Raw genomic sequence first — 23,138 nt, 5'->3', positions numbered from 1 at the left:
TTGTTAACCTCTAGTTACATTTGGGAAACTAAAAATCAACATATAGGCAGTGCCACTTCCTGCGCAATCAGGTTAACGGGTTATGTTCGCGAATTGTGAGACGGGGCATTTTTTAGGCAATTAACACCATTAACACCACGAAAAAACCCTCAGGAAAGAGTTAAAAACCGGGGGTTAACAGCTCAGGAAAAATGCAAAAAGAGGGAAAAGAGAGATTTCGGTGAATTTTAGGCACAAAAAAAGCCGCTAATCACTTAGCAGCTCATTTGCGTTGTTGTTAATGGCGGAGGAGAAGAGATTCGAACTCTTGAATGGTTTCCCATCGCCGGTTTTCAAGACCGGTGCCTTCAGCCGCTCGGCCACCCCTCCGCAACAACAATCTGTCTCAAGAGCAGTGCTCATCAGACGGGGCGTAGTATACAAGAAGCAGAAGAAGATGCAAACATTATTTTCGTTCTATTTTGTTGATTTAATAAGCATTCTTGCAAAATTCATTAATTGCTGAGAAATCGAACAAAGGAAGAAACATGGGAAAGTCGAGACAGGAAATGCCAAAACGCAGAGACAAAAAAAGCCGCTAATTTCTTAGCAGCTTTCTTGTGTTGTATATGGCGGAGGAGAAGAGATTCGAACTCTTGAATGGTTTCCCATCGCCGGTTTTCAAGACCGGTGCCTTCAGCCGCTCGGCCACCCCTCCGCAACGAAGCGAACTATAAACATAGGCCATTAGGTTGTAAAGCCTGATTATGTTCGTTTGCCTGAAAAACAGGCACTGGCGTTTCAAATGATGATTAAATCGACATTACGGCCAGTTTTAAAACAGGGAAGCGTCATTTCTACGGCCAGTTGACGGTAACTCATGGGTAAAGAAGGGTAAAACGCCTTTAATCACGGCAGGTAACTATCTACTATTCATGGCTGATTGTATTTTCACCGACTCCAACTTTTGTCGATAAGTGAGATTTTAAATGGAACGTATTGTTGCCTCTTCCTCCTCTCGTGCCGGCGCGCTGTTAAGCACCCACAGAGTTCTACGTAATACCTATTTCCTGCTGGCGCTGACGCTCGGCGTTTCCGCTATTACTGCTACCGCTAGCACCCTACTGCGTTTACCTTCGCCGGGTATGCTGCTGACGCTGGTGGGTTTCTACGGGTTGATGTTCCTGACTTACCGCACGGCTGACCGCCCTGTGGGTATTCTTGCGGCCTTCGCCCTGACCGGCTTTATGGGTTACACCCTCGGCCCACTGCTTAGCTCCCTGCTTTCGGTTGGCGCGGGTGACATCATTATGCTGGCCCTTGGTGGCACGGCGCTGGTGTTCTTCTGCTGTTCAGCCTACGTGCTGACCACCCGTAAGGACATGTCCTTCCTGTCTGGCATGATGATGGCGGGCTTCGTGGTGCTGCTGGTGGCGGTTATCGCTAACCTGTTCCTGCAAATCCCTGCCCTGTCACTGGCGATTAGCTGCCTGTTCATCCTGTTCTCCGCCGGCGCAATCCTGTGGGAAACCAGCAACATCATTCACGGCGGCGAAACCAACTATATTCGTGCCACGGTGAGCCTGTACGTTTCTCTGTATAACGTATTTGTCAGCCTGCTGAGTATCTTAGGTTTGTCCCGCAGCAACTAATTCGGCCTTTCAGCCAGCCAAGCCTCGCGAAAGCGGGGCTTTTTATTTTGTGGCTCCGACCTTTTTGCTAAACTGCGCGCAGCGTTTTATTGAGAATTGAGGTGTTATGTTGGAGTTTGCAGGCCGCGAGATTGAAACCGATGCTCAGGGCTACCTAAAAAACAGTGCTGATTGGCACGAAGATCTGGCCACTATGTTGGCCGAAGAAGAAGAGATCGTGCTGACCGAGGCTCACTGGGAAGTGGTGCGCTTTGTGCGGGAATTCTATCTCGAATTCAATACCTCCCCCGCCATTCGCATGCTGGTCAAAGCCATGGCGCAAAAATATGGCGAAGAGAAAGGCAACAGCCGCTACCTGTTCCGACTGTTCCCTAAAGGCCCGGCGAAGCAAGCCACCAAAATTGCTGGCCTGCCAAAACCGGTCAAATGCCTGTAGCTTTTAGGTGATAGCGAAAGCTAATGGCGGATTTTAAATTCGCCATAATCCCCCGGTGGCGCGGGCTCGCTCAACACTTTATCTACCTTGGCGTGTTTCGGGCCACCCTGTCTAAGCCACGTCAGCAGTTGATCCACCTGCTCCTGCTCGCCGCAAACAATGACTTCTACGCTGCCATCATCCAAGTTTCTCGCATAGCCCGTCAGGCCCAAGCCGTTGGCCTGCTGTTGCGTGGCGAAACGAAATCCTACGCCCTGCACCCGGCCGTAGACATAGGCGGCTATACTGACTTTTGCCATAATATTCTCTCCGTAAGCGGTATGGTTCGTTGCAATTTTGGCTGCTTGCTCGGACAATGACGCTCTTTTTTGCCCCGAACTGACAGAACCTAATTCTATGACTGCTCGTTTATTCTTGGCCAAAGGCCGCGAAAAATCTCTCTTACGCCGCCACCCGTGGGTATTTTCCGGTGCGGTAACCCGTGTCGAAGGTAAAGCAAACTCTGGCGATACTATTGATATTGTAGACAGTCACGGGAAATGGCTGGCTCGCGGTGCATATTCTCCGTCGTCGCAAATCCGCGCACGCGTCTGGACCTTCCGCCAGGACGAAGATATCGATATCGAATTTTTCGTGCGTCGTTTACAGCAAGCGCAGAGCTGGCGTAACTGGATTGCCAAGCGTGACGGGCTTGATGGCTATCGCCTAATTGCCGGTGAGTCCGACGGTTTGCCGGGTATCACCATCGACCGTTTCCAGAATTTCCTCGTGCTGCAGCTGCTTTCTGCCGGTGCTGAATATCAGCGCGCGCCCCTGCTGGCCGCGCTGCAAAAATGTTACCCGGAATGCGCCATCTGGGATCGCTCCGACGTCGCCGTGCGTAAGAAAGAGGGTTTAAAGCTGACTCAGGGCCACGTGATTGGTGCCGAGCCACCTGCACTGCTGCCGATCCAAGAGCACGGCATGAGCCTGCTGGTGGACATCAAACAGGGGCACAAAACCGGTTTCTATCTCGACCAGCGCGATAGCCGCTTGGCTGCGCGTAAATATGCCGAAGGCCGCAAAGTCCTAAACTGCTTCTCTTACACCGGCGCTTTTGCCGTGTCGGCGCTGATGGGCGGCTGTGAGAAAGTGACTAACGTTGATACCTCACAAGACGCGCTGGACATCGCTCGTCAAAACGTTGAGCTGAATAATCTGGATCTGTCGAAAGCCGAGTTCGTGCGCGAAGACGTGTTCCAACTGCTGCGCAAGTACCGCACCGAAGGCGTGCAGTTCGACATGATCGTCATGGACCCGCCAAAATTTGTTGAAAACAAGAGCCAGCTGGCCAGCGCCTGCCGTGGCTACAAAGATATCAACATGCTGGCGTTGCAGTTACTGCGTCCGGGCGGCATTTTGTTGAGCTTCTCCTGTTCTGGCCTGCTGCCTACCGATCTGTTCCAGAAAATCCTCGCCGACGCCGCGCTGGACGCCAATCGCGAGATTCAGTTTGTTGAGCAGTTCCGTCAGGCCGCTGACCACCCGGTTATCGGTTCTTACCCGGAAGGTCTGTACCTGAAAGGCTTCGCTTGCGTAGTGATGTCGTAATTTATCGTTCTGTGCCTTATCACGGCACAGAACCTGAATTAACACCGCAAAACAGGGTCAAAACTTGAAATAGCGCCGCTAACCTCCATATAGAAGTTAAGGTAATTTTTTTCAGGAGATGACTATGATCGCCAGCAAATTCGGTATTGGCCAGCAAGTACGCCACAGAATGTTAGGTTATCTCGGCGTCGTGATTGACGTGGACGCAGAGTATTCGCTCGAGAAGCCAAAGGTCGAGGAACTCGAGACCGATGACTCTATGCGCACCGCGCCTTGGTATCACGTGGTGATGGAAGACGAAAAAGGCGAGCCGGTACACACTTATCTGGCGGAGATCCAAATCGATCACGAAGCGGCGCGTTCCCACCCGGAACAAAGCTCTTTAGATGATTTGGCCGAGTCTATTCGCAGCCAGTTAACCTTACCGCGCCTGCGTCACTAAACCTGCTGCCTGCGGCAATAAAAAACCGACTCCTTCGGGTCGGTTTTTTTATGTCTACATGCAGCAGATTTATGGCCAGACCTACTTCTCCAGACCTAAGCGCAGAATTTCAATTTTCGGGCATTTATCCATGACCACTTTCAGACCAGCCTGTTTAGCCAGCACCGCCGCTTGTTCGCTAATCACCCCCAACTGTAGCCATAGCACTTTCGCGCCAATATCGATGGCCTCTTGCGCGACGCCGTAAGCCGCCTCGGTATTGCGGAAAACGTCAACCATATCAATCTCATGGGGAATATCCGCCAGCGTGGCGTAGACCTTCTGTCCGTGCAGCGTGCTTCCAGCCAGTTTCGGGCTGACAGGGGTTACCTCATATCCCTGAGACAATAAATAAGCCATGACGCCGTTGCTCGGCCTGTTCAGCTTGTCACTCGCCCCCACCAGCGCAATAGTTTTCACCTCTTTTAAGATGGTGACGATGTCATTATCTTGCATGCCATTTCCCTCATTAAGCGACGTATTACCAGTTTAACTCAGTGTCAAAACTTCGGCAGTTTTTAGCTTAAAACTGCGGCTGAAAGCACTGATTGCCAAGAAAATGGGTATAAATGTAACAATAAATACATCCTGTAAAGTTTTGACACATTCGCCGCATTGCTCAATAATAGAGGCTGTCAGTGAAAGGTAAGGAGTGAAGTATGAAAGTCAGATTAATGGCCGCTTTAATGTCGGTTTGCCTGCTGGCACCCGTTTGCGCGACCAGTCTGAAACTTTCATCGGACATCGACCTGCTAGTGCTGGATGGAAAACGTATATCCGGCGCTATTCTCAAAGGGGCTGAAAGCCTTGAAGTCGATGCAGGACAGCATCAGATTTTATTCCAGGTCAGCAAAAACCTGCACCCGGCCACCATGAATGCCCTGATGTACCACTCCCCCGCCATGATAGTCAGCTTTAGCGCCAAAGGAATTCGTTCGGCTTCCTTCATTTTGCCAACGCTGAATAACGAAATGGATGCCGCATTCTTTAGCAGAAAGCTCAATTATCGCCTTGTTGATCAAGACGGTCGAGACATTCCGAGCCGCCGCGACGTGCTTCGTCAGGTGGTTTATGGCAATGCGACTGATTTAGAAAAGGTGATGCTGCGCTATAACTTATCTGGTCTGCGAGCGTCCGTGCCGGCCTTCGCCACTGCCGTACAGCAGCGGGACAGTTCACTGTTCAATACCACATCACTGTCGATGCTCAACGTTTCCAGCCAAAAGCACAGCAGCCCGGGTAAAACGAGCTGGCCGAAGCTGGTCGCCTCCCCGCACGTCGGCCGTTTTTTCTCTTGGTTCAGCTTCCCTTCATCCTGAAAAACCCTCCATTATCAGCCTGATGTCACGAAAAACCTCAACGTTCGGCTGAATTGTTGCATCAGAGCTATGCAGAAAATATGAGTTTCAGTACTCTGGACGCAACTCTATTTGGCGTCGAAGGGAATATTTATGGAATTCACCACCCGCACCATTGGTAAAAAAAAGCATATCGCGCTGGTTGCCCACGATCACTGTAAAAACATGTTGATGAGATGGGTTGATAAGAACGTCGCGGAGCTGTCGCAGCACACCCTTTATGCCACCGGCACCACCGGGAATCTGGTGCAGCGCAATACCGGAATTGAAGTGAAAAGCATGCTCAGCGGCCCGATGGGTGGGGATCAACAGGTGGGCGCGATGATCGCCGAAGGGAAGATTGATCTGCTGATTTTTCTCTGGGACCCGCTGAATGCCGTGCCGCACGACCCCGACGTTAAAGCCCTGCTGCGCCTCGCCACCGTGTGGAACATTCCGGTTGCCACTAATCTTGCTACCGCCGATTTCCTTATCGCCTCACCGCTGTTTAAAGAGGAAGTCGAGATTTCTATTCCCGACTACCAAAATTACCTGCTTTCCCGCCTGAAAGCCTAAGTAAAACGCCCCCATTTGCGGGGGCGTTTTACTGTATTACGGAGCAAGATTACGGCTTTCTCTGCGCCGGCACGCCCAAATCTTCAAGCTGGGCAACAAACACTGAAGGCTGCGATTTATCCTGCATTAGCCACACCTGATGCTTGGCGCGGGTGATCGCCACATACAGCAAGCGGCGCTCTTCGGCATCGGCAAAATCCTCTGGCTCGGGCAGTAACACCTCTTCCAACAAAGATTCGCGCGCCGGGGCCGGAAAACCGTCATTGCCCTCGTGCAAACCGACAATAATCACATACTCCGCCTGCTGCCCTTTGCTGGCGTGAATGGTCATAAATTCGATATTGAGCTTAGGCCAGCGCGTCGCCGCTTTCTGCAAAATCTCCGGCCGCAGATGGTGATAACGCGCCAGAATGAGGATTTTTTCATCGGCTTTGGCGAAGCCGCTCAGCTTATCCAGCAGGGCATCCAGCTGTTCATTGGGCAAAATCGTGACGCTTTTCTTGCTGCCTTTCGTCAGGCTATTCAACGGCTTCTTCAACTGAAACGGGTTTTGCAGAACAAACTTATTGGCGATTTCACCAATGCGATCGTTAAAGCGATAGGTGGTATCCAGCGCGCACTGCGCCCCTTCGCCAAAATGGCCTTCAAAGGCGGTAGTGAGGGAAAGCTCGGCACCGCTGAAACGATAGATAGCCTGCCAATCATCGCCAACGGCAAACAGGCTGGTGTAGCTATTTTGCTCGCGCAATGCGGCCAGTAGGCGCGCCCGCTGCGGGGAAATATCTTGGAATTCATCAACTAAGATGTGTTTCCACGGGCTGACAAAACGCCCCTTCTCCAGAATATTGACCGCCTGATGAATCAGCCCGGAGAAGTCCACGGCGTCCTCTTCTTTCAGCGCTGACTTCCAGGCTTTGAGCAGTGGTGCCATCAGGCGAATCCGCTTCTGGAACAGATCGCGCACCTCGTCGGACGCCTGCTCCACCATTTCAGCCTGACTGCCGCCGTGCATGCGCATCAACCCCAGCCAGCGCTCGAGGCGGCTGCCTAGACGCTCCGCCAGCGCCTTGTTCTTCCAGTAATCTCCTTCAGGAACCTCCCACTCTAGTTCCTCGGTCATCCATGCGCGCCAGCCGCTGGCCTGAACTTTCTTCTCGGCACACTGCTGCTGCCAGGTTTTGATCAACAGGCTGCGACGGGCTTTGCTATCAGTTTCCAGCTTGCTGATTTTTGGCGTTTTCTTGCTCCCTTCCTGAATAATGTGCAGCGCCAGGGCGTGGAAGGTTTTAGCTTTAATGTCACTGGTGTGCAGGCGTTCTTTAATTCTTTCATTCATCTCGTCGGCGGCCTGACGACCAAACGCCAGTAGCAGGATCTGTTCTGCAATCGCTTCCTGACGGTACAATAGCCAGCCCGCGCGGGCCACCAGCACCGACGTTTTGCCACTCCCTGCCCCTGCAAGCACTAAAACGGCGTCTTCGCCGTTGACCACGGCGCGGCACTGGCTGTCATTAAGGGGAGTGGTTTCGATGTTGTCGAAGAAATCGCGATGCTGCTCGATAGTTCTTTCAGTCCATGCCTGATTGCGGGACACCACGCTCTCTTTGCCCTGACGCAGCCATCTCAGACACAGCTCGTAGTCTTCGCGACAATTGTTGAACTCGTGCAAACGCTCAACCGGCACCGGCACGGCGGTAAAGGATTCGGCGATACTTTTTTGCACGGCGGCCAACTCGCTGCTTTTGAACCATTTATCCTGCTGTTCAATGCGCGCAATCTTTTCCGCCTGCTGATGCAAGACGCCAGCGCTGACCTCACTCATCTCCTCACTCCAGCTGCGCCAGACTTTAAGAAGATGGTGATAAAATTGCTGCGTCTCCTGCCATTCCGTGCCGTGCAGGCGCACAACCTTTTCTTCCGGTAGCTCAAACTCCAGCTCGCCCCAGACGATGCCACGTTTACAGCGAATAGAAATTAACTGGTTGAAAGGGATGAGATAATGATGCTTATCGCCACTGACTTCGACGCCTGCGTTGAGTAGCCGCACCCGATTATAGGGGTGCTGCGCCAGATGTTTTCCAAATGAAGTCGATTTCAGTTCCATATCATCACGCCATTTTCTTAGTATTAGGAGCCGCTAACGGGTAGCTGGTTATTAATTAAGGAATTATTTGCTTCAGTTTACCTGCGATAAGCACTGGCGCTCTACCCCCAACATCAGGGTAGAATAAAAAGCTTAGGATTTCCGTTAACGCACTGGCGTTACCCTCTTTTCTGACATGACTGAGTGATAACATGCGCGCAATATTGAACATTTTGAACTTTGTGCTGGGTGGCTTTTTTACCACGCTGGCCTGGCTGTTTGCCACATTGATCAGCATCGTGCTGATTTTTACCCTGCCACTGACCCGTTCTTGCTGGGAAATCACCCGCCTGTCGTTGATTCCGTTCGGCAATGAAGCCGTGCACGTTAACGATCTGTATCCAGAGAAAAGCAATGCCATCTTAACCGGCACCGGCACGCTGCTAAACATCTTCTGGTTTATCTTTTTCGGCTGGTGGCTCTGCTTGTCCCACATCACGGCCGGTATCGTGCAATGCCTGACTATTATTGGTATTCCAGTGGGTATAGCCAATTTTAAAATTGCCGTGATAGCGCTTTGGCCGGTCGGCCGTCGCGTGGTATCAGTAGAAATGGCAAAACAGGTCCGGGAAGCCAAAGCGGCTCGCAACTTGTCCAATGGCCGCATTCGTTAATATAAAGTTAGTCATTAATTTATAGACCTTTTATATCATTGCTGAGGTTTTCAGCCTTTTAATTAGCCTTTTGCTAAGTGGAGTTCCCTTGTTCTCTTTCGCCCCGGGTTTAAGACGTTATGCCTATAACAGCAACGTCCTTTACAACATCCGCATTTTTATTGCGCTCACCGGGGCGGCCGCCGTGCCTTGGTGGCTCGGGCTGCCCACGCTGACTATCCCACTGACTTTAGGCGTGGTGGCAGCGGCGCTGGCTGACTTAGATGACCGCCTCTCCGGGCGGCTGCGCAACCTGCTGATCACCTTAGTCTGTTTCTTTATCGCATCAGCCTCTATTGAACTGCTTTTCCCTTATCCATGGCTGTTTGCCTTGGGGCTGATGATCTCCACCTGCGGGTTTATCCTGCTCGGCGCGCTCGGTCAGAGATACGCCACTATCGCCTTCGGCGCACTGCTTATTGCCATCTACACCATGCTCGGCACCAGCATGTATCACATCTGGTACCAGCAACCTGTGCTGCTGATATGCGGCGCAGTGTGGTACAACCTGCTCACGCTGGCGGGGCACATTCTCTACCCGATACGCCCTCTGCAGGACTTGATTTCCCGCTGCTATTCTCAGTTAGCGCACTATCTTGAAGCCAAAGCGACGTTGTTCGACCCAGATCAGGAAGGCGACAATAAAAATGAGTTGGTGGCGCTGGCGATGGCTAATAGCCAGTTAGTAGCCACCCTGAACCAAACTAAAACCACTCTCCAGACCCGGCTGAAAGGCGATCGCGGGCAGAAAGGGACGCGCCGAACGTTGCATTACTACTTTGTGGTGCAGGATATTCACGAGCGCGCCAGCTCTTCCCATGTGCAATACAAAAAGCTTAGCGAGCAGTTCCACCACAGCGATATTCTATTCCGCTTCCAACGTTTAATGAGCATGCAGGCGCGAGCCTGTGCCCAACTTTCGCAGTGCATTCTTTATCACCAGAAATACCAGCATAACACTCAGTTTGAGCGGGCTTTCTTGCGCCTGGATGAAGCCCTAAAAAGGCTCGATACCCAGACCCAGCACCGCGAAATGCTGCAAGCGCTGCGCCACCTGTTAATCAACTTACGGGCTATCGACGCACAACTTGCTAGCATCGAATCCGAGCAGGCGCTGCCGGAGAATCAGGAAAATACCAAGACCTTTGCCGAAGACAAGCTGACGGGAATCGATGACATTTGGCTGCGAATATCTCGCCACCTCACGCCGAAATCAGCCCTCTTCCGCCATGCCATTCGCATGTCGATTGTCTTAGCGATGGGCTATGCCTTTATCCAAATCAGCGGCTTAGATCACGGGTATTGGATTTTGCTGACTAGCCTTTTTGTCTGCCAGCCCAACTACAGCGCGACCCGTCGTCGTCTGGCATTGAGGATTATCGGCACGCTGGCCGGTATCGCCATAGGCATCCCAATTCTCTATTTCGTGCCCTCCATTGAAGGCCAGATGGTGCTCATTGTTATCAGCGGCTTGCTGTTCTTTGCCTTCCGCAATGTGCAGTATGCCCATGCCACGATGTTCATTACGCTGCTGGTTTTGCTGTGCTTTAACCTGTTGGGTGAAGGCTTCGAAATTGCCATTCCGCGCGTCATCGATACGCTAATTGGATGTGCTATCGCCTGGGCGGCAGTGAGTTTTATCTGGCCAGATTGGCGATTCAGGCAATTGCCTGTAGTGGTGGATAAGACGTTTACCGCCAACTGCCGCTATCTGGATGCCATTCTGGTTCAATACCATCAGGGCAAAGATAATAGTCTTGATTATCGGCTGGCTCGTCGCGACGCACATAACTGTGACGCGGAACTGGCCTCTGTCGTTTCCAATATGACGTCGGAGAAGAATAACGATCAGCAAACCCTTGAAGCCGCTTTCCGCCTACTGTGTTTAAACCACACGATGCTGAGTTACATCTCGGCGCTGGGGGCACACCGGGAAAAGCTGCATGATGCAGAAACCCTGAAACTGCTCGACGACGCGGCCTGCTGCATTGATGACGCGCTGCATCATGAACCTGCAGATGCCGAGAAAGTTCATCGTGCCATTGAGCAACTGATGGCCCGTATTGAACAAAGAACCACGGAATCCGACAGCAAAGAACAGCTGGTCTTACAACAGATTGGCCTGTTGCTGGCCCATATGCCGGAATTCACCAATTTAAATAGCAAAATCGTACCTGCCCAAAGCCTCTAGGGTTGAAATGATAAGCCAGCAAAGTCGCTCACTTTGCTGGCGCTATTTTTAACGAGCGGTCTTATCGATCATCGGCTGATGAGATTTAAACCACTGCATTAACACTTCGCGGGAAGCCATAGGTAAAGCAGCCTCATGGAACCCCTGTATCGCTGCTTCAAGTGCAATCAATACATTTAGTCCCAGATTTTTCTTTACTGATTTCAATTTCAGATAAGTAACACAAGCACCCTGCGCACGCAGTTGTGAAGAGGTAGAGATACCGACTTGCCACAGTAGACGCTCCAGATTGAGCGAAATATTCGGCAGGTCCTTCAGTCTGGCCTCACCCTCTTTTTTAGTTTTCATATCGTCTAACATGCCTTGCAAAGAGCACTTTGCAAGGGTGATCAACTGGGCAGTGTCTTGCCAAAGCTGCTGATCAACTTTGAAATAGCGAAGGGTTATCGCGATACCCCGTTTGCGATAAATCAGCGATTCCATCCCCATACGGCGAAAATGTATTTCATTTTCTGGCGTTGCTCGCAGATAGAGATCCCCGTCAGAAACTAAGGCAAACATTACGCCGTTAGCCGACAGGCTATAGCCTCCAAACTGTGAGCGAGAACGGATATTTCCCAGGCAGGTAAATAACTTTTGAGATTCAGAAACTCTTATTTTTGTACGATTAATCATTGCGATATCCTTTCATGAATAAATCCAGACGTACCCTTTGTTGTTACTCGTAAAGCTATTTGCAAAATACGCAAAGTCCCTCACAGCACCAAACATAAAATGCGATTACATTCCGTTGCCTTCCATTTTTGCGAGATTTCTTGGAAAAAATTGGGTTGATCTTTGTCCAGCCAACGAGTACTGTACATCCATACAGTTACTCACTGGCAGGATACATCATGCGAACTCAAGCTCTGACAAATCATCATTTACGGCATCAAGCGGTTTCTGTAACTCCACCGCACGTCAAACAATCGACACCGATATCGAGAAATAGTGGCCTGCTCACAGAGTTCGTATACTGTGAAAGCCAGCCGGCATTGTCGGAACTATTATTACCTGTGCTGCAACATTTAGGTTTGCAGTCACGTTGGTTGCTGTGGTTAACCCCGCAACAGAAACTGAGCCGTAATTGGTTGTCTCAGTCTGGATTGCCGGTGAGCAAAATCGTTCAGGTGAGCCAAATGAATTCCATGTCGCCGGTAGATGCGATGGAAAAAGCACTTTTGACAGGGAACTACAGCGTTGTTTTAGGGTGGCTACCTGATTTAAACGATGCAGAACGTGAAAGATTGCGCTTGGCAGCACTTCAGGGAGGGTCTTACGGATTCATCATGAGACCGACAAATGCTCAAATCTCAGCTCATGGACAGCAATCAACAGTAAAAATTCAGTCCTCTGTGTACCATTAGTTCAAATTAGGAATGTTCTGATGAAATAACCCCCTTTTTTAGTGATTTGTGCTGAAAAGTGGGTTTTTATCGGTAAATTTGCGCCTTCACGGTGCAACTAACTCCAAAGTTTCGTCAACAAATGGCCTTTGATGTTAAGAAATGTGTACATTTTTCCTTTTTTTTCCACGCTGTTAACACATCAAGCTTGTAAGTTTCTCGCCACGTTGTAGACTTTACAACGCCAAGGTTGCTCTATAATGCCAACGTAAAGTGGCAAAGTTCTTAACGGAAGCAATAACTTTGGCGTAAGGATTTTATAACCAAGGGCTTAAAAGCTTAAAGCTCAATTGCCTATTTGGATGATAACGAGGCGCAAAAATGAAAAAGACAGCTATCGCATTAGCAGTGGCACTGGCAGGTTTCGCTACCGTAGCGCAAGCCGCCCCTAAAGATAACACCTGGTACACCGGTGGTAAGCTGGGCTGGTCCCAGTACCATGACACTGGTTTCGCTAACGCTTACAACGGTATCGGCAACGGCCCTACCCACGAAAGCCAACTGGGTGCAGGTGCGTTCTTGGGTTACCAAGCAAACCAATACCTGGGCTTTGAAATGGGATATGACTGGCTTGGCCGCATGCCTTACAAAGGCGACACGAACAACGGTGCTTTCAAAGCACAGGGCGTTCAACTTGCTGCTAAACTGAGCTACCCACTGACTGACGATCTGGACATCTACACTCGTCTGGGTGGTATGGTTTGGCGTGCAGACTCCAAAGGTAACTTTGGCGATACTGGCGCTCGCGTAAGCGATCACGACACCGGTGTTTCTCCACTGGCAGCCGTTGGTTTCGAATACGCTGTAACCAAAAACTGGGCTACTCGTCTGGATTACCAATGGGTTAACAACATCGGTGATGCTGCTACCGTTGGCGCACGTCCTGACAACGCTATGCTGTCTGTGGGTGTTTCTTACCGTTTCGGTCAAGATGAAGCAGCTGCTCCGGCACCAGCTCCAGCACCAGCTCCAGCTCCAGTTGTAGAAACCAAGAAATTTACCCTGAAGTCTGACGTTCTGTTCACCTTCGGTAAATCTAGCCTGAAACCAGAAGGCCAGCAGGCTCTGGATCAGCTGTACACCCAACTGAGCTCACTGGATCCGAAAGACGGTTCAGTAGTTGTTCTGGGCTACACTGATGCAGTAGGTTCTGAGCAGTCTAACCAGAAACTGTCTGAGCAACGCGCTCAAACCGTGGTTGACTACCTGGTATCTAAAGGCATTCCTAAAGACAAAATCTCTGCACGTGGTATGGGTGAAACTAACTCAATCACTGGCAACACCTGTGGCTACAAAGCTGGCCGTGCTACTAAAGCACAGATCGCTTGCTTGGCTCCAGATCGTCGCGTAGAGATCGAAGTTAAGGGTATCAAAGACGTTGTGACTCAGCCACAGGCTTAAGTCATACCGCTTTCTACTGTTTAACGACAGATACTAAAAACCCCGCCTAGGCGGGGTTTTTTTATGGATGTAGATTTTTAGAATAACGAACTTTGTAGAATGGCCAGGTTATAGAATTACTGAGATGATGACTGCGCAGGCCTATTCATAAGGCCTAATGCCTTCTCCCCTACTCTTTATTGCCCAGGATCTGCTGCAAATCTTCTTTGAGCGATGACATCTGGCTCGCATACTTCTCTTTGCGTTCCGCGTCTTCTAACAGTTGGATGATGGTGTCCGAAAGGGTTGAACCACGACGCTGCGCCAAGCCAGCAAGACGTTGCCAGACCAAAAACTCCAGATCGATGGATTTCTTGCGGGTGTGCTGATGCTCAGAATTAAAATGTCTTTTTCTGCGGGCACGGATAGTTTGCTTTAGGCGATTTTCCAAAGCAGGATTCATATTATTAGCGATCCAATCCAGAACTTTGACCGGCTCGTTTTCTAATTTGAGAAGTTCATCAACAGCATCTTCGGCGGCGCTATTTTCTAAATGGCGGGTAATTCGTTCACCTTCACGGTGTTTTTTTACCAGATACTTCCACTTCCAACCGCTCTCAAGATTTTCCAGTTGCTGATATTTCATCGTGAGCTCTTCTGTGACCCCGTAACTTTGATAAGCATAACAGCTTTATTCGAATTTTCACTGCAAAAAGCACATGCAAAACTGTTCAATTTTTACACGAACAAACCTTAGCTGCCGTGACCTGCGTCTTAACCACGACACTCCCTGTGTTCATCACTGTTTATTCTTGTATAATCGCCCTTTCCCATTTTACAGAACACAGCTAACACATTGACCAATAACCGACTTGATTGGCAGCTCTTACTGCCCGATACCACGCCCTATGAGGCTATTTTCGCAACGGCTGCTGAGTTGGCCCCAGTGGATTTCGCTGCTATTCAGCCACGACTGGAAAATGGTTTAACGCTGTTCTGTCACCCGCTCTCCCGCCCCCGCTTTATGACCATCAAAGCACTGGAGAGCCGTGAATATCTCTCTCGCATTAATGACGCCATCACCCAGATCCTCCCTGAAGAACGGCCTGTATTTGGCTGTCGCTATCTTATTGAAGGTGGAAAAATCTCGGTGGCGGATGCCAGCACGGTTGAAGATAATTTTGCCGCCAAACTCGCCAGCCACTACCAAGAGTGGATTGAGCCAGAGCAGCTTTTCGGCTGTGTGCGCATCTATAAAGACCAGATTCAGCTTGAGCCGGGCCTAATTCATCAAGTTAACGGCGGCGTGCTGGTGCTATCCATCCGCACCCTGCTGGCTCAGCCACTGATGTGGCTCCGCCTGAAGCAGATGATCACTCAGGGTGTTTATCACTGGATCTCACCTGATGAGAGCCGCCCGCTGCCCGTCGCTATTCCTTCAATGCCCATCGACATTCGCTTGGTGCTGGTTGGGGATCGCATTTCATTGGGCGAATTCAATGAAATGGAGCCGGAGCTGCTTGAGTCTGCGGTGTATGGCGAGTTCGAATCTGACCTGCCGTTAACCGATGCCGACGATATGGCGACCTGGTGTGGCTATGTCAACACGCTGGCGGACGAGCTAGACATTCCACGTCTGGCTGCCGACGCTTGGCCTGCGATGCTGCGTCTGGCGGTTCGCTATAGCACCGACCAAGGTAGCCTGACGCTTTGCCCTGCGTGGCTCAGCGCGCAACTCACCGAGGCGGCACTGTATAATCAGGATGAGTTACTGACCCTGACCTCGTTCGAAGCCGCAATTAACGGGCGCGCATGGCGTGAAAGCTACTTGCAGGAACGCATGCAGGATGAGATTGAACTGGGTCAAATTCGTATTGAAACCGAAGGCGAAGTGATTGGCCAGATTAACGGCCTGTCCGTGCTGGAATATCCGGGACATCCGCGCGCTTTTGGTGAACCTTCGCGCATTAGCTGTGTCGTACACACGGGCGACGGTGAATTCACCGACGTTGAGCGTAAAGCCGAGCTGGGTGGTAATCTGCATGCTAAGGGCATGATGATTATGCAGGCGTTCCTGATTTCCGAACTGGAACTGGATCAGCCTTTGCCCTTCTCCGCCTCAATTGTTTTCGAACAGTCCTATGGCGAAGTTGATGGAGACAGCGCGTCTCTGGCCGAGCTTTGTGCGTTAGTCAGCGCCTTATCGATGCAGCCGATTAACCAGCAAATCGCGGTTACCGGCTCTGTCGACCAGTTCGGCAACGTGCAGCCAATTGGTGGCGTGAATGAGAAGATCGAAGGATTCTTTGAAGTTTGCCAGCGCCGCGGTCTCACGGGCAATCAAGGAGTGATTATCCCCACCAGCAACGTGCGTAACCTGTGTTTACACCCGCAGGTGATTGACGCCGTGCGTGAAGGCCAATTCCATTTATGGGCAGTCGATAACGCAGGTGAAGCACTGCCTATCCTGACCGGATTAATTTACTCTCACGAAGAGCAAGCTGAAGAAGCTCGCCCAAGTTTACTGGGCTTGATTCAGGAACGTATCGCGCAGGCATTACCTCAGGAACGCCGCAGTTACCCCTGGCCACTTCGCTGGTTGAGTTGGTTCAGCCACAGCTGATCGGAGTTGTTCGGCTTACACCTGTTAGCTAAACTCCGTCCTTCAATAAAATAAGGCTTACATAGAACATGGTAGATAAACGCGATTCCTATACTAAAGAAGATCTAGAAGCCTCTGGCCGTAGTGAACTCTTCGGTGCCGGTGGCCCACCATTGCCATCAGGCAACATGCTGATGATGGACCGCATCGTGAAGATGCAAGAAGATGGCGGCAGCCATGGCAAGGGTTACGTTGAAGCAGAATTAGATATCAATCCTGATTTGTGGTTCTTCGGTTGTCACTTCATTGGCGACCCGGTAATGCCCGGTTGTCTTGGTCTTGACGCCATGTGGCAGCTGGTTGGTTTCTATCTTGGCTGGCTCGGTGGCGAAGGCAAAGGCCGCGCACTGGGTGTTGGCGAAGTGAAATTCACCGGTCAGGTTTTACCGACTGCGAAAGTGGTAACCTACCGCCTGAACTTCAAACGCGTGATCAACCGTAAACTAATCATGGGCGTAGCAGACGGCGAAGTGCTGGTAGATGGCGAAGTGATCTATACCGCGAGTGACCTGAAAGTGGGTCTGTTCAAAGACGCCAGCGCCTTCTAAATCTGTCAGAGCTTGCCCGCCAAGCTCTATCCCACAGGTTGAAAGCTAAAAAAAGCGAATATGTTCTGCATATTCGCTTTTTTGCATCTGAGGGAAATCGAAACAAAAACCTCCGCCCGCGGCGGAGGTTGTTCCTTTTTCTGACAGGGTGCCGCTTAAGCGGTTACTGCCCTGTCCTCCATGGCTTGTCGCCAACCCCCGAGCCAATGTGCGCGGGCATCAACTGCTTGATGCGGACAAACCTCTTTTGAGCGTCCGACAATACCTGCTTGGTATCCACGTGATTGTGCCCGTTCCAGGCGATCGCGTTTTTGTCTCTTCATGCCTTGTTTCCCTCATTTATTCAGGTTCAGGTGGAAAGAAAACAGTGGCCCGCTTGCGCGTCCACACTTAACAAATAGCCGCAATTTTTGGTCAGGTCAATGCACAAATTGCACACAACTGTCATATTCATGCGCTATCTTATCGGATTGCGCGCAAGCTAATCGCGCCGGAAAATCCCCATCTGGCTGATCGCCAATAAAAAATCCCGAAGTCTGAAAACTCAGAATTCGGGATTTTGCGTCTTTATCTTAAATTAAATTAAGCTTAAAAAATGTTCATCTTAGCTGGCTAGCAATCTGGCTTGCTTCTTGCTGCCAACCTGCGGCCAGCGTTCGCACCAGCGCGTCGTAACCATCTTCATTTTGCTTAAGGGTCAGGTTGAAGCTGCGCTGAATGGTCTGCCCATCGCGGGTTAACACCCAGCTGCCGCTAATCAGCGCAGAGCCGTCATAGCGGCCGTGGAAGCCGGTCACATTGACGTTCAACACATCCTGCTCGGCGTTGTTAGCAGGCTGCGCGGACACCACGCGGCCCGGCAGATCACGCCCGAGATAAGTCACCAGCGACTGTTGAAGCTGCTGGTCGAGCGGGCTGGCCCACAGGTTATTTTGCGTCAGAACGTACTGCACGTCATTGGTCTGGAATACCAGACCGTTGCCCGCCAGATAATCCGCCACGCTGACATGCTCCACCCAAACTTGCCGTGGCTGCCCTTGTGGGATCATACTGCCGCTGCTGGTGGCTACCGGCGTGCTGCCCAGAATAGGCAGTTGGTAATAGGTTTTCTGATCGCTACTGCTACAGGCAGTCAGCAACAATGCTAAGACGACAGGTATCCATTTCATCATTATTTGGCCTTCTTCGGCTGAGGATCATCTTGCCCAGGGGCGGCGAAAATCAGTGCATTACTCTTACCATTTAAGGTCTTCAGCACCGGCTGCAATTCTCGCAGGGTTTTATCCAGACTCTGCATATCTCCCACCAGATTGCTGTAAGCCGGAGAACCAGGCTGGAATCCCTTCAGGCTGCGATTAAGCTGGATGAGCGTCTGCTGCATATCCTGTGGCAGATTTTTCATCTCTTTGCTGCCCACAATGGCATTAAGCGAATCGAGGGTTTTCTGCGTGGCTTTCATCGTCTTCTGGCTTTCCGCCAGCGTGGTGGTCGCCTCGCGCAGCATAGGTTCGATCGGCAAGTTGTTGATCTTGTCGAGCGTGGTCATCAGCTTCTGCTGAATTTGCGCGAAACCGGCGCTGACGGTCGGCAACAGTTTCTGCCCGTCAATCTGGTATGGCCCTTTCCACGGCTTCTCATTGGGATAGAAGTCGAGATCGACATACATCGAGCCAGTCAGCAAGTTAGCAGACTTCATCGAGCCACGCAGACCCCGAGCAATGCCGTCGCGGATATGGTCAGTGATATTGAAATCATTACCAATCAGCTGAGCAAAACGGTCTGGCTCAATACGAATCAGCACCGGAATACGGTAATCATTATCCATCTGCTGTTTCAGCACGTTCATTGGATAAGGCACCTGTGCCACGGTCCCCAGACGAATGCCACGGAACTCAACTGGCGCACCCGGTTGCAGGCCGCGAATAGAATCGGAGAAGAACATCACGTAATCGATATGCTTGGTATACAGCGACTCTTGAATACTGCGCTGGTCGTCAAAGAGCTGATAGTTATCGCCATTTTTGGCCGCCGTGCCCTGCTCCCAGCCGTTCGGCACGTCAAAGCTCACGCCGCCGCTGAACAGGGTGGTGAGTGAACCCATCTCAACGCGCATACCCTGTGCCGACATGTCGAAGTTAACACCGCTGTCTTTCCAGAAGCGCACGTTATCCGTCACCAGCCCATCATAAGGCGCACGGATAAATAGCTGATATTTGATATTGCGGGCTTTCGGGTCGAAGTGGCTGGTTTCCACAGTACCCACTTGGAAGCCGCGGAACAGCACCGGATCGCCCGGACTGAGCTGGCCGGAGCGCTCGCTTTCCAGAATAACGCGGATGCCTTGGGCGTCCGGCGAGGCCAGAGGCGGCGAGTCATTCAGGGCATATTGCGCCTTCTCCTCCCCTTTATTGCCCGGCTGGAGCTGGATGTAAGCCCCAGAGAGCAAAGTACCCAGCCCCGAGATACCCTCACGGCCCACCTGAGGTTTCACCACCCAGAAGATGGAGTCGTCGCGCAGCATCTTCTCCATGCCGGAGTTCAGGCGCGCCTTGATGATAACCTGTTGCAGGTTTTCACTCAGGGTGACGCTTTCGACTTTGCCGACATCGACATTGCGGCTTTTAATGGTCGTTTTACCCCCTTCAATGCCTTCAGCGGAGCTGGTGATCAGCGTCACTTCCGGCCCCTGATGGCTGTAGTGGTAAAACAGGATCCAAGCCCCAATTAATGCCGTAACGATCGGAATGATCCACACCGGCGACCAGCGTTTGATCTTCTCAACCTTCGCGGTGCCGTTGTGATTCTCATTGATATTATTTTCCGCCATCTTGTTGCTCCTTCAAAGACTGAACTCCGGCCCGATCCCAAATTAATCTTGGGTCGAAAGTCATCGCGGCGAACATAGTAAGAATAACGACCCCAGCAAATAGCAGTGCGCCAATGTCCGGATAAATACTCATAAGCTGCCCCATTCTGACCAGTGCAGAGAGCACGGCTATGACGAACACGTCAATCATTGACCAGCGCCCAACAAACTCCACCACTTCATAAATCACGTGCAACCTTTCCCTGTCGATTTGTTTATTACTGTTGGCATCCCAGCACAACCAGCCAATCGCCAGCATTTTCAGCGACGGCACCATAATACTGGCGATGAAAATCACCATCGCCACCGGATAAGAGCCTTCACTCCACAGCAGCACCACGCCGGCCATAATGGTCGAAGTGATTTTGGTGCCGAGGGCCTGAGTTATCATGATTGGCAATAAATTGGCCGGAATATAGAGCAGCAGCGAGGTGACCAGTAGCGCCATGGTCCACTGTAGGCTGTTTTTGCGCCGCGCGTGGCCCTTAGTTTCACAGCGGCTACATACCGACTGATCGACGGGCAAAATCGCCATGCAGCAGTGGCAAGAACGCAGCCCCTGACTCAAACCACTTTCGCCAATTTTCAACGGCTGTGTCAGGCGCGGCGCGGGTTCCACCTGCTGCCACAGCCAGTATCGGTCGGTACATTGGAAGGCGCGCAGTTGCAGCAGACAGAACAGCACATAAGGCAGGAAGCTGGTGCCAACGCCGACGTCGCCATAGGCCATCAGCTTGACGAAACTGACCAAAACCCCCGCGAGGAAAATTTCCACCATACACCAGGTTTTAAGGCGGAAAAGCGTGCGCGCAATGCTGACTTTCCACTGGGTGGAGAGCCGCGTCTTGAGGCAGAGGACAATAATAGAAAGCATGCAAATCGCCGGCAGGAGCTGGACGACGATCATGAACAGCGACGCCATACTGGCATAGTTATCAGACACTAATACCCGAGGGATCTGCACCAGCGTCACTTCGCTGCTCAGTCCGGCGACATTCATATTAACAAAGGGGAATAGGTTGGCGAGCACCAGCATAAACAGCGCGCTGATGGCGAAACCAATAGGACGTTTGCGAGGTTCTTTCCAGCGTGAGGTCAGCGTGGTGTGGCAACGCGGACACTTCGCCTTTTGCCCGATGGCGATAACCGGGAGTTCCACCAACAGGTCGCATTGTGGACACAAAATGTGCGGGTCATGAACATGAGAACACACAGTTAACTCCTCAAGTGCGCTAAGGGCAAAAACTGTGCAGACGACGCGCTCCCTGCTCGTCTGCACAGCTGAGGGCAAACTTAGCCGTTTTTCTGCGCTTCCAGCGCTTCCCAACGTTCAAAAGCCTGCTCTAATTCCTGTTCTGCCGCAGCCAGTGCGTTCAGCACCTGCTGCGTTTCGTCATGCGGACGAGTGAAGAAGTTGGCATCACTCATCTGCTCTTGTAAACCAGCAATGCGAACTTCAAAGTCGCTGATTTGTTGCGGCAAAAGTTCGAGTTCGCGCTGCTGATTATAGCTGAGCTTATTCGCCGTGCGTTTAGCAGGTTCTGTCTTCGGCTGCGGTGCAGCTTTCGTTTCAGTGGCTGCAACCTGACGAATAGGCTTCTGGTTGCGGCGCTGATGCTGTGCGTCATGGTAGCCGCCAACATAGCTGTTGATCACGCCGTCGCCTTCATAAATCCAGCATTCAGTGGCTGAGTTATCAACAAATTCACGGTCGTGGCTTACTAGCATCACGGTGCCCTGATAGTTGTCGATCATCTCTTCCAGTAGCTCGAGGGTTTCCACATCCAGGTCGTTGGTCGGTTCATCGAGAATCAACAGGTTGCTTGGACGCAGGAACAGTTTCGCCAACAGTAGGCGGTTACGCTCACCACCGGACAGGGCTTTGACTGGCGTCATCGCGCGTTTCGGGTGGAACAGGAAGTCCTGCAAATAACCCAACACGTGACGAGAACGGCCATTGACCATTACCTCTTGCTTACCTTCAGCAAGGTTGTCCATCACGGTGCGCTCTGGATCTAACTCGGCGCGGTGCTGGTCGAAGTAAGCCACTTCCAGCTTGGTGCCGCAGTGAACGCGGCCGCTGTCGGCCTGCAGCTGGCTCAACATCAGTTTCAGCAAGGTGGTTTTACCACAGCCGTTCGGGCCAACCAGCGCGATTTTGTCGCCACGCTGCACCTGCGCGGAGAAATGGCTGACCAGCTGTTTGCCGGAGATGGCGTAGCTGACATCTTCCATTTCGAAGACGATTTTGCCGGAGCGAGTCGCCTCTTCCACCTGCATTTTCGCCGTGCCCATCACTTCGCGGCGCTCGGAGCGCTCGCGACGCAAGGCTTTCAGTGCGCGAACGCGGCCTTCGTTACGGGTGCGGCGCGCCTTGATACCTTGGCGGATCCACACTTCTTCCTGCGCCAGTTTTTTGTCGAACTCGGCGTTTTGCAGCTCTTCCACGCGCAGCGCTTCTTCTTTCGCCAGCAGGTAAGCTTCGTAATTGCCCGGGTAAGAAACCAGCTTGCCACGGTCCAAATCGACAATACGGGTAGCCATATTGCGGATAAATGAACGGTCGTGGGAGATGAAGATAATGCTGCCCTGGAACTCCTTCAGGAAATCTTCCAGCCAGCTAATACTTTCAATGTCCAAGTGGTTGGTCGGTTCGTCCAGCAGTAAGACCTGCGGAGAACTCACCAGCGCGCGGCCCAAAGCGGCTTTACGCAGCCAGCCGCCGGAGAGCGATTTCAGCTCGGTGTCGGCGTCTAAACCCAGTTGCAACAGGACTTCGTTGATACGGCTATCGAGCTGCCACAGGCCCTGATGGTCAAGAATTTCCATCACCTGGGACAGTTTGTTCATGTTTTTCTCGCTCGGGTCGGACTCCACCAGATGAGAAATCGCGTGGTAGGCTTTCAGGTGTTCAGCCTGCTCGGAAACGCCTTCTGATACGAAGTCGAAAACCGTACCTTCCACGTTACGCGGCGGGTCCTGTTGCAGACGCGCCACGATCAAATCTTGCTCGTAAACAATGCGGCCATCGTCCAGCGGCACTTCGCGGTTGATGATTTTCATCAGTGTCGATTTACCGGCACCGTTACGGCCTACCAGACACACGCGCTCGTTTGGCTCGATGTGTAATTCGGTGTTATCCAACAGCGGCGAGTCACTGAATGACAGCCAGGCACCTGACATACTAATTAACGACATA

At 51.6% G+C, this 23,138-nt stretch carries 22 protein-coding genes and 2 tRNA genes; 12 read left to right on the top strand and 12 right to left on the bottom strand.

What is annotated here, in order from left to right:
- Positions 1 to 281 precede the first annotated feature (281 nt).
- A tRNA-Ser gene (locus tag ACT3RR_RS02895) sits at positions 282 to 369 on the bottom strand.
- 240 nt (positions 370 to 609) lie between these two features.
- Positions 610 to 697 (bottom strand) — tRNA-Ser (locus tag ACT3RR_RS02890).
- Between the two features lie 271 nt (positions 698 to 968).
- Between ACT3RR_RS02890 and yccA the strand changes: the two genes are divergently transcribed.
- Together yccA and tusE are read left to right on the top strand one after the other, a co-directional pair.
- Positions 969 to 1,631 carry an FtsH protease modulator YccA gene (gene yccA, locus ACT3RR_RS02885; RefSeq protein WP_034789313.1) on the top strand — a complete coding sequence of 221 codons (663 nt, stop codon included), beginning with the start codon at positions 969 to 971 and terminating at the stop codon, positions 1,629 to 1,631.
- Between the two features lie 106 nt (positions 1,632 to 1,737).
- The gene (tusE, locus tag ACT3RR_RS02880) at positions 1,738 to 2,067 is read left to right on the top strand and encodes a sulfurtransferase TusE (RefSeq protein WP_496199695.1); all 330 of its coding nucleotides are present in this window, start codon (positions 1,738 to 1,740) and stop codon (positions 2,065 to 2,067) included.
- Positions 2,068 to 2,087: 20 nt separating this feature from the next.
- Here tusE and yccX read toward each other — a convergent pair whose 3' ends face one another.
- Positions 2,088 to 2,366, bottom strand: a complete 279-nt coding sequence (gene yccX / locus ACT3RR_RS02875) for an acylphosphatase (RefSeq protein ID WP_496199694.1) — start codon at positions 2,364 to 2,366, stop codon at positions 2,088 to 2,090.
- 97 nt (positions 2,367 to 2,463) lie between these two features.
- Here yccX and rlmI point away from each other — a divergent pair, with 97 nt between their 5' ends.
- Both rlmI and hspQ read left to right on the top strand, forming a co-directional pair.
- Entirely contained in the window at positions 2,464 to 3,657 is a 1,194-nt protein-coding gene (rlmI, locus tag ACT3RR_RS02870; RefSeq protein WP_496199693.1) for a 23S rRNA (cytosine(1962)-C(5))-methyltransferase RlmI, read from the top strand.
- A gap of 124 nt (positions 3,658 to 3,781) precedes the next feature.
- Positions 3,782 to 4,099, top strand: coding sequence for a heat shock protein HspQ (hspQ, locus tag ACT3RR_RS02865; protein WP_034789304.1), 318 nt, complete (start codon positions 3,782 to 3,784; stop codon positions 4,097 to 4,099).
- 81 nt (positions 4,100 to 4,180) lie between these two features.
- Here hspQ and ACT3RR_RS02860 read toward each other — a convergent pair whose 3' ends face one another.
- Positions 4,181 to 4,594 (bottom strand): CoA-binding protein, encoded by a 414-nt coding sequence (locus ACT3RR_RS02860; RefSeq protein ID WP_353501588.1) that lies wholly within the window; start codon positions 4,592 to 4,594, stop codon positions 4,181 to 4,183.
- Positions 4,595 to 4,797: 203 nt separating this feature from the next.
- Here ACT3RR_RS02860 and ACT3RR_RS02855 point away from each other — a divergent pair, with 203 nt between their 5' ends.
- Both ACT3RR_RS02855 and ACT3RR_RS02850 read left to right on the top strand, forming a co-directional pair.
- Complete coding sequence (locus ACT3RR_RS02855) at positions 4,798 to 5,457, top strand: DUF2057 family protein (RefSeq protein ID WP_353501587.1); 660 nt, start codon at positions 4,798 to 4,800, stop codon at positions 5,455 to 5,457.
- 132 nt (positions 5,458 to 5,589) lie between these two features.
- Positions 5,590 to 6,051 (top strand): methylglyoxal synthase, encoded by a 462-nt coding sequence (locus ACT3RR_RS02850; RefSeq protein WP_486030087.1) that lies wholly within the window; start codon positions 5,590 to 5,592, stop codon positions 6,049 to 6,051.
- 49 nt (positions 6,052 to 6,100) lie between these two features.
- On the opposite strand, the gene helD is transcribed toward ACT3RR_RS02850, so the two are convergent.
- Positions 6,101 to 8,155, bottom strand: coding sequence for a DNA helicase IV (gene helD, locus ACT3RR_RS02845; RefSeq protein WP_496199692.1), 2,055 nt, complete (start codon positions 8,153 to 8,155; stop codon positions 6,101 to 6,103).
- A gap of 191 nt (positions 8,156 to 8,346) precedes the next feature.
- Here helD and ACT3RR_RS02840 point away from each other — a divergent pair, with 191 nt between their 5' ends.
- Positions 8,347 to 8,808 carry a YccF domain-containing protein gene (locus tag ACT3RR_RS02840; RefSeq protein ID WP_353501584.1) on the top strand — a complete coding sequence of 154 codons (462 nt, stop codon included), beginning with the start codon at positions 8,347 to 8,349 and terminating at the stop codon, positions 8,806 to 8,808.
- An 88-nt stretch (positions 8,809 to 8,896) separates the two neighbouring features.
- Positions 8,897 to 11,038 (top strand): YccS family putative transporter, encoded by a 2,142-nt coding sequence (gene yccS / locus ACT3RR_RS02835; RefSeq protein ID WP_486030093.1) that lies wholly within the window; start codon positions 8,897 to 8,899, stop codon positions 11,036 to 11,038.
- Positions 11,039 to 11,086: 48 nt separating this feature from the next.
- On the opposite strand, the gene ACT3RR_RS02830 is transcribed toward yccS, so the two are convergent.
- Positions 11,087 to 11,713: a TfoX/Sxy family DNA transformation protein gene (locus ACT3RR_RS02830; RefSeq protein WP_353501582.1), complete on the bottom strand. Its 627-nt coding sequence runs from the start codon at positions 11,711 to 11,713 to the stop codon at positions 11,087 to 11,089.
- A gap of 218 nt (positions 11,714 to 11,931) precedes the next feature.
- On the opposite strand from ACT3RR_RS02830, the gene sulA reads away from it, so the two are divergent.
- Together sulA and ompA are read left to right on the top strand one after the other, a co-directional pair.
- Positions 11,932 to 12,444, top strand: coding sequence for an SOS-induced cell division inhibitor SulA (gene sulA, locus ACT3RR_RS02825; RefSeq protein ID WP_185688126.1), 513 nt, complete (start codon positions 11,932 to 11,934; stop codon positions 12,442 to 12,444).
- Positions 12,445 to 12,804: 360 nt separating this feature from the next.
- Positions 12,805 to 13,884 (top strand): porin OmpA, encoded by a 1,080-nt coding sequence (gene ompA / locus ACT3RR_RS02820; RefSeq protein WP_353501580.1) that lies wholly within the window; start codon positions 12,805 to 12,807, stop codon positions 13,882 to 13,884.
- A 169-nt stretch (positions 13,885 to 14,053) separates the two neighbouring features.
- On the opposite strand, the gene matP is transcribed toward ompA, so the two are convergent.
- Entirely contained in the window at positions 14,054 to 14,509 is a 456-nt protein-coding gene (matP, locus tag ACT3RR_RS02815; protein WP_353501579.1) for a macrodomain Ter protein MatP, read from the bottom strand.
- Between the two features lie 210 nt (positions 14,510 to 14,719).
- On the opposite strand from matP, the gene ACT3RR_RS02810 reads away from it, so the two are divergent.
- Both ACT3RR_RS02810 and fabA read left to right on the top strand, forming a co-directional pair.
- Positions 14,720 to 16,486 (top strand): AAA family ATPase, encoded by a 1,767-nt coding sequence (locus tag ACT3RR_RS02810; RefSeq protein ID WP_496199691.1) that lies wholly within the window; start codon positions 14,720 to 14,722, stop codon positions 16,484 to 16,486.
- Positions 16,487 to 16,554: 68 nt separating this feature from the next.
- Positions 16,555 to 17,073: a bifunctional 3-hydroxydecanoyl-ACP dehydratase/trans-2-decenoyl-ACP isomerase gene (gene fabA / locus ACT3RR_RS02805; RefSeq protein WP_353501577.1), complete on the top strand. Its 519-nt coding sequence runs from the start codon at positions 16,555 to 16,557 to the stop codon at positions 17,071 to 17,073.
- Positions 17,074 to 17,228: 155 nt separating this feature from the next.
- Here fabA and rmf read toward each other — a convergent pair whose 3' ends face one another.
- The 5 genes from rmf to ACT3RR_RS02780 all read right to left on the bottom strand — a co-directional run bounded on the left by rmf (position 17,229) and on the right by ACT3RR_RS02780 (position 23,137).
- Complete coding sequence (rmf, locus tag ACT3RR_RS02800; protein ID WP_072009867.1) at positions 17,229 to 17,396, bottom strand: ribosome modulation factor; 168 nt, start codon at positions 17,394 to 17,396, stop codon at positions 17,229 to 17,231.
- Between the two features lie 276 nt (positions 17,397 to 17,672).
- The gene (gene pqiC / locus ACT3RR_RS02795) at positions 17,673 to 18,245 is read right to left on the bottom strand and encodes a membrane integrity-associated transporter subunit PqiC (protein WP_496199690.1); all 573 of its coding nucleotides are present in this window, start codon (positions 18,243 to 18,245) and stop codon (positions 17,673 to 17,675) included.
- Entirely contained in the window at positions 18,245 to 19,900 is a 1,656-nt protein-coding gene (pqiB, locus tag ACT3RR_RS02790; protein WP_496199689.1) for an intermembrane transport protein PqiB, read from the bottom strand. Before pqiB ends, pqiC begins: the two co-directional genes overlap by 1 nt.
- Positions 19,887 to 21,152 (bottom strand): membrane integrity-associated transporter subunit PqiA, encoded by a 1,266-nt coding sequence (gene pqiA, locus ACT3RR_RS02785; protein ID WP_496199688.1) that lies wholly within the window; start codon positions 21,150 to 21,152, stop codon positions 19,887 to 19,889. Before pqiA ends, pqiB begins: the two co-directional genes overlap by 14 nt.
- Positions 21,153 to 21,232: 80 nt before the next feature.
- Positions 21,233 to 23,137: an ABC transporter ATP-binding protein gene (locus ACT3RR_RS02780; protein ID WP_353501574.1), complete on the bottom strand. Its 1,905-nt coding sequence runs from the start codon at positions 23,135 to 23,137 to the stop codon at positions 21,233 to 21,235.
- Position 23,138: the final 1 nt, after the last annotated feature.

This window comes from Ewingella sp. AOP8-B2-18, assembly GCF_052376015.1.
Classification (GTDB): domain Bacteria; phylum Pseudomonadota; class Gammaproteobacteria; order Enterobacterales; family Enterobacteriaceae; genus Ewingella; species Ewingella allii.
This window is presented reverse-complemented; position numbering and strand designations above follow the sequence as displayed.

Coding starts and splice junctions, on each gene's coding strand:
- yccA (WP_034789313.1), top strand. CDS start 969: ATGGAACGTATTGTTGCCTCTTCCTCCTCTCGTGCCGGCGCGCTGTTA.
- tusE (WP_496199695.1), top strand. CDS start 1,738: ATGTTGGAGTTTGCAGGCCGCGAGATTGAAACCGATGCTCAGGGCTAC.
- yccX (WP_496199694.1), bottom strand. CDS start 2,366: ATGGCAAAAGTCAGTATAGCCGCCTATGTCTACGGCCGGGTGCAGGGC.
- rlmI (WP_496199693.1), top strand. CDS start 2,464: ATGACTGCTCGTTTATTCTTGGCCAAAGGCCGCGAAAAATCTCTCTTA.
- hspQ (WP_034789304.1), top strand. CDS start 3,782: ATGATCGCCAGCAAATTCGGTATTGGCCAGCAAGTACGCCACAGAATG.
- ACT3RR_RS02860 (WP_353501588.1), bottom strand. CDS start 4,594: ATGCAAGATAATGACATCGTCACCATCTTAAAAGAGGTGAAAACTATT.
- ACT3RR_RS02855 (WP_353501587.1), top strand. CDS start 4,798: ATGAAAGTCAGATTAATGGCCGCTTTAATGTCGGTTTGCCTGCTGGCA.
- ACT3RR_RS02850 (WP_486030087.1), top strand. CDS start 5,590: ATGGAATTCACCACCCGCACCATTGGTAAAAAAAAGCATATCGCGCTG.
- helD (WP_496199692.1), bottom strand. CDS start 8,155: ATGGAACTGAAATCGACTTCATTTGGAAAACATCTGGCGCAGCACCCC.
- ACT3RR_RS02840 (WP_353501584.1), top strand. CDS start 8,347: ATGCGCGCAATATTGAACATTTTGAACTTTGTGCTGGGTGGCTTTTTT.
- ACT3RR_RS02830 (WP_353501582.1), bottom strand. CDS start 11,713: ATGATTAATCGTACAAAAATAAGAGTTTCTGAATCTCAAAAGTTATTT.
- sulA (WP_185688126.1), top strand. CDS start 11,932: ATGCGAACTCAAGCTCTGACAAATCATCATTTACGGCATCAAGCGGTT.
- ompA (WP_353501580.1), top strand. CDS start 12,805: ATGAAAAAGACAGCTATCGCATTAGCAGTGGCACTGGCAGGTTTCGCT.
- matP (WP_353501579.1), bottom strand. CDS start 14,509: ATGAAATATCAGCAACTGGAAAATCTTGAGAGCGGTTGGAAGTGGAAG.
- fabA (WP_353501577.1), top strand. CDS start 16,555: ATGGTAGATAAACGCGATTCCTATACTAAAGAAGATCTAGAAGCCTCT.
- rmf (WP_072009867.1), bottom strand. CDS start 17,396: ATGAAGAGACAAAAACGCGATCGCCTGGAACGGGCACAATCACGTGGA.
- pqiC (WP_496199690.1), bottom strand. CDS start 18,245: ATGATGAAATGGATACCTGTCGTCTTAGCATTGTTGCTGACTGCCTGT.
- pqiB (WP_496199689.1), bottom strand. CDS start 19,900: ATGGCGGAAAATAATATCAATGAGAATCACAACGGCACCGCGAAGGTT.
- ACT3RR_RS02780 (WP_353501574.1), bottom strand. CDS start 23,137: ATGTCGTTAATTAGTATGTCAGGTGCCTGGCTGTCATTCAGTGACTCG.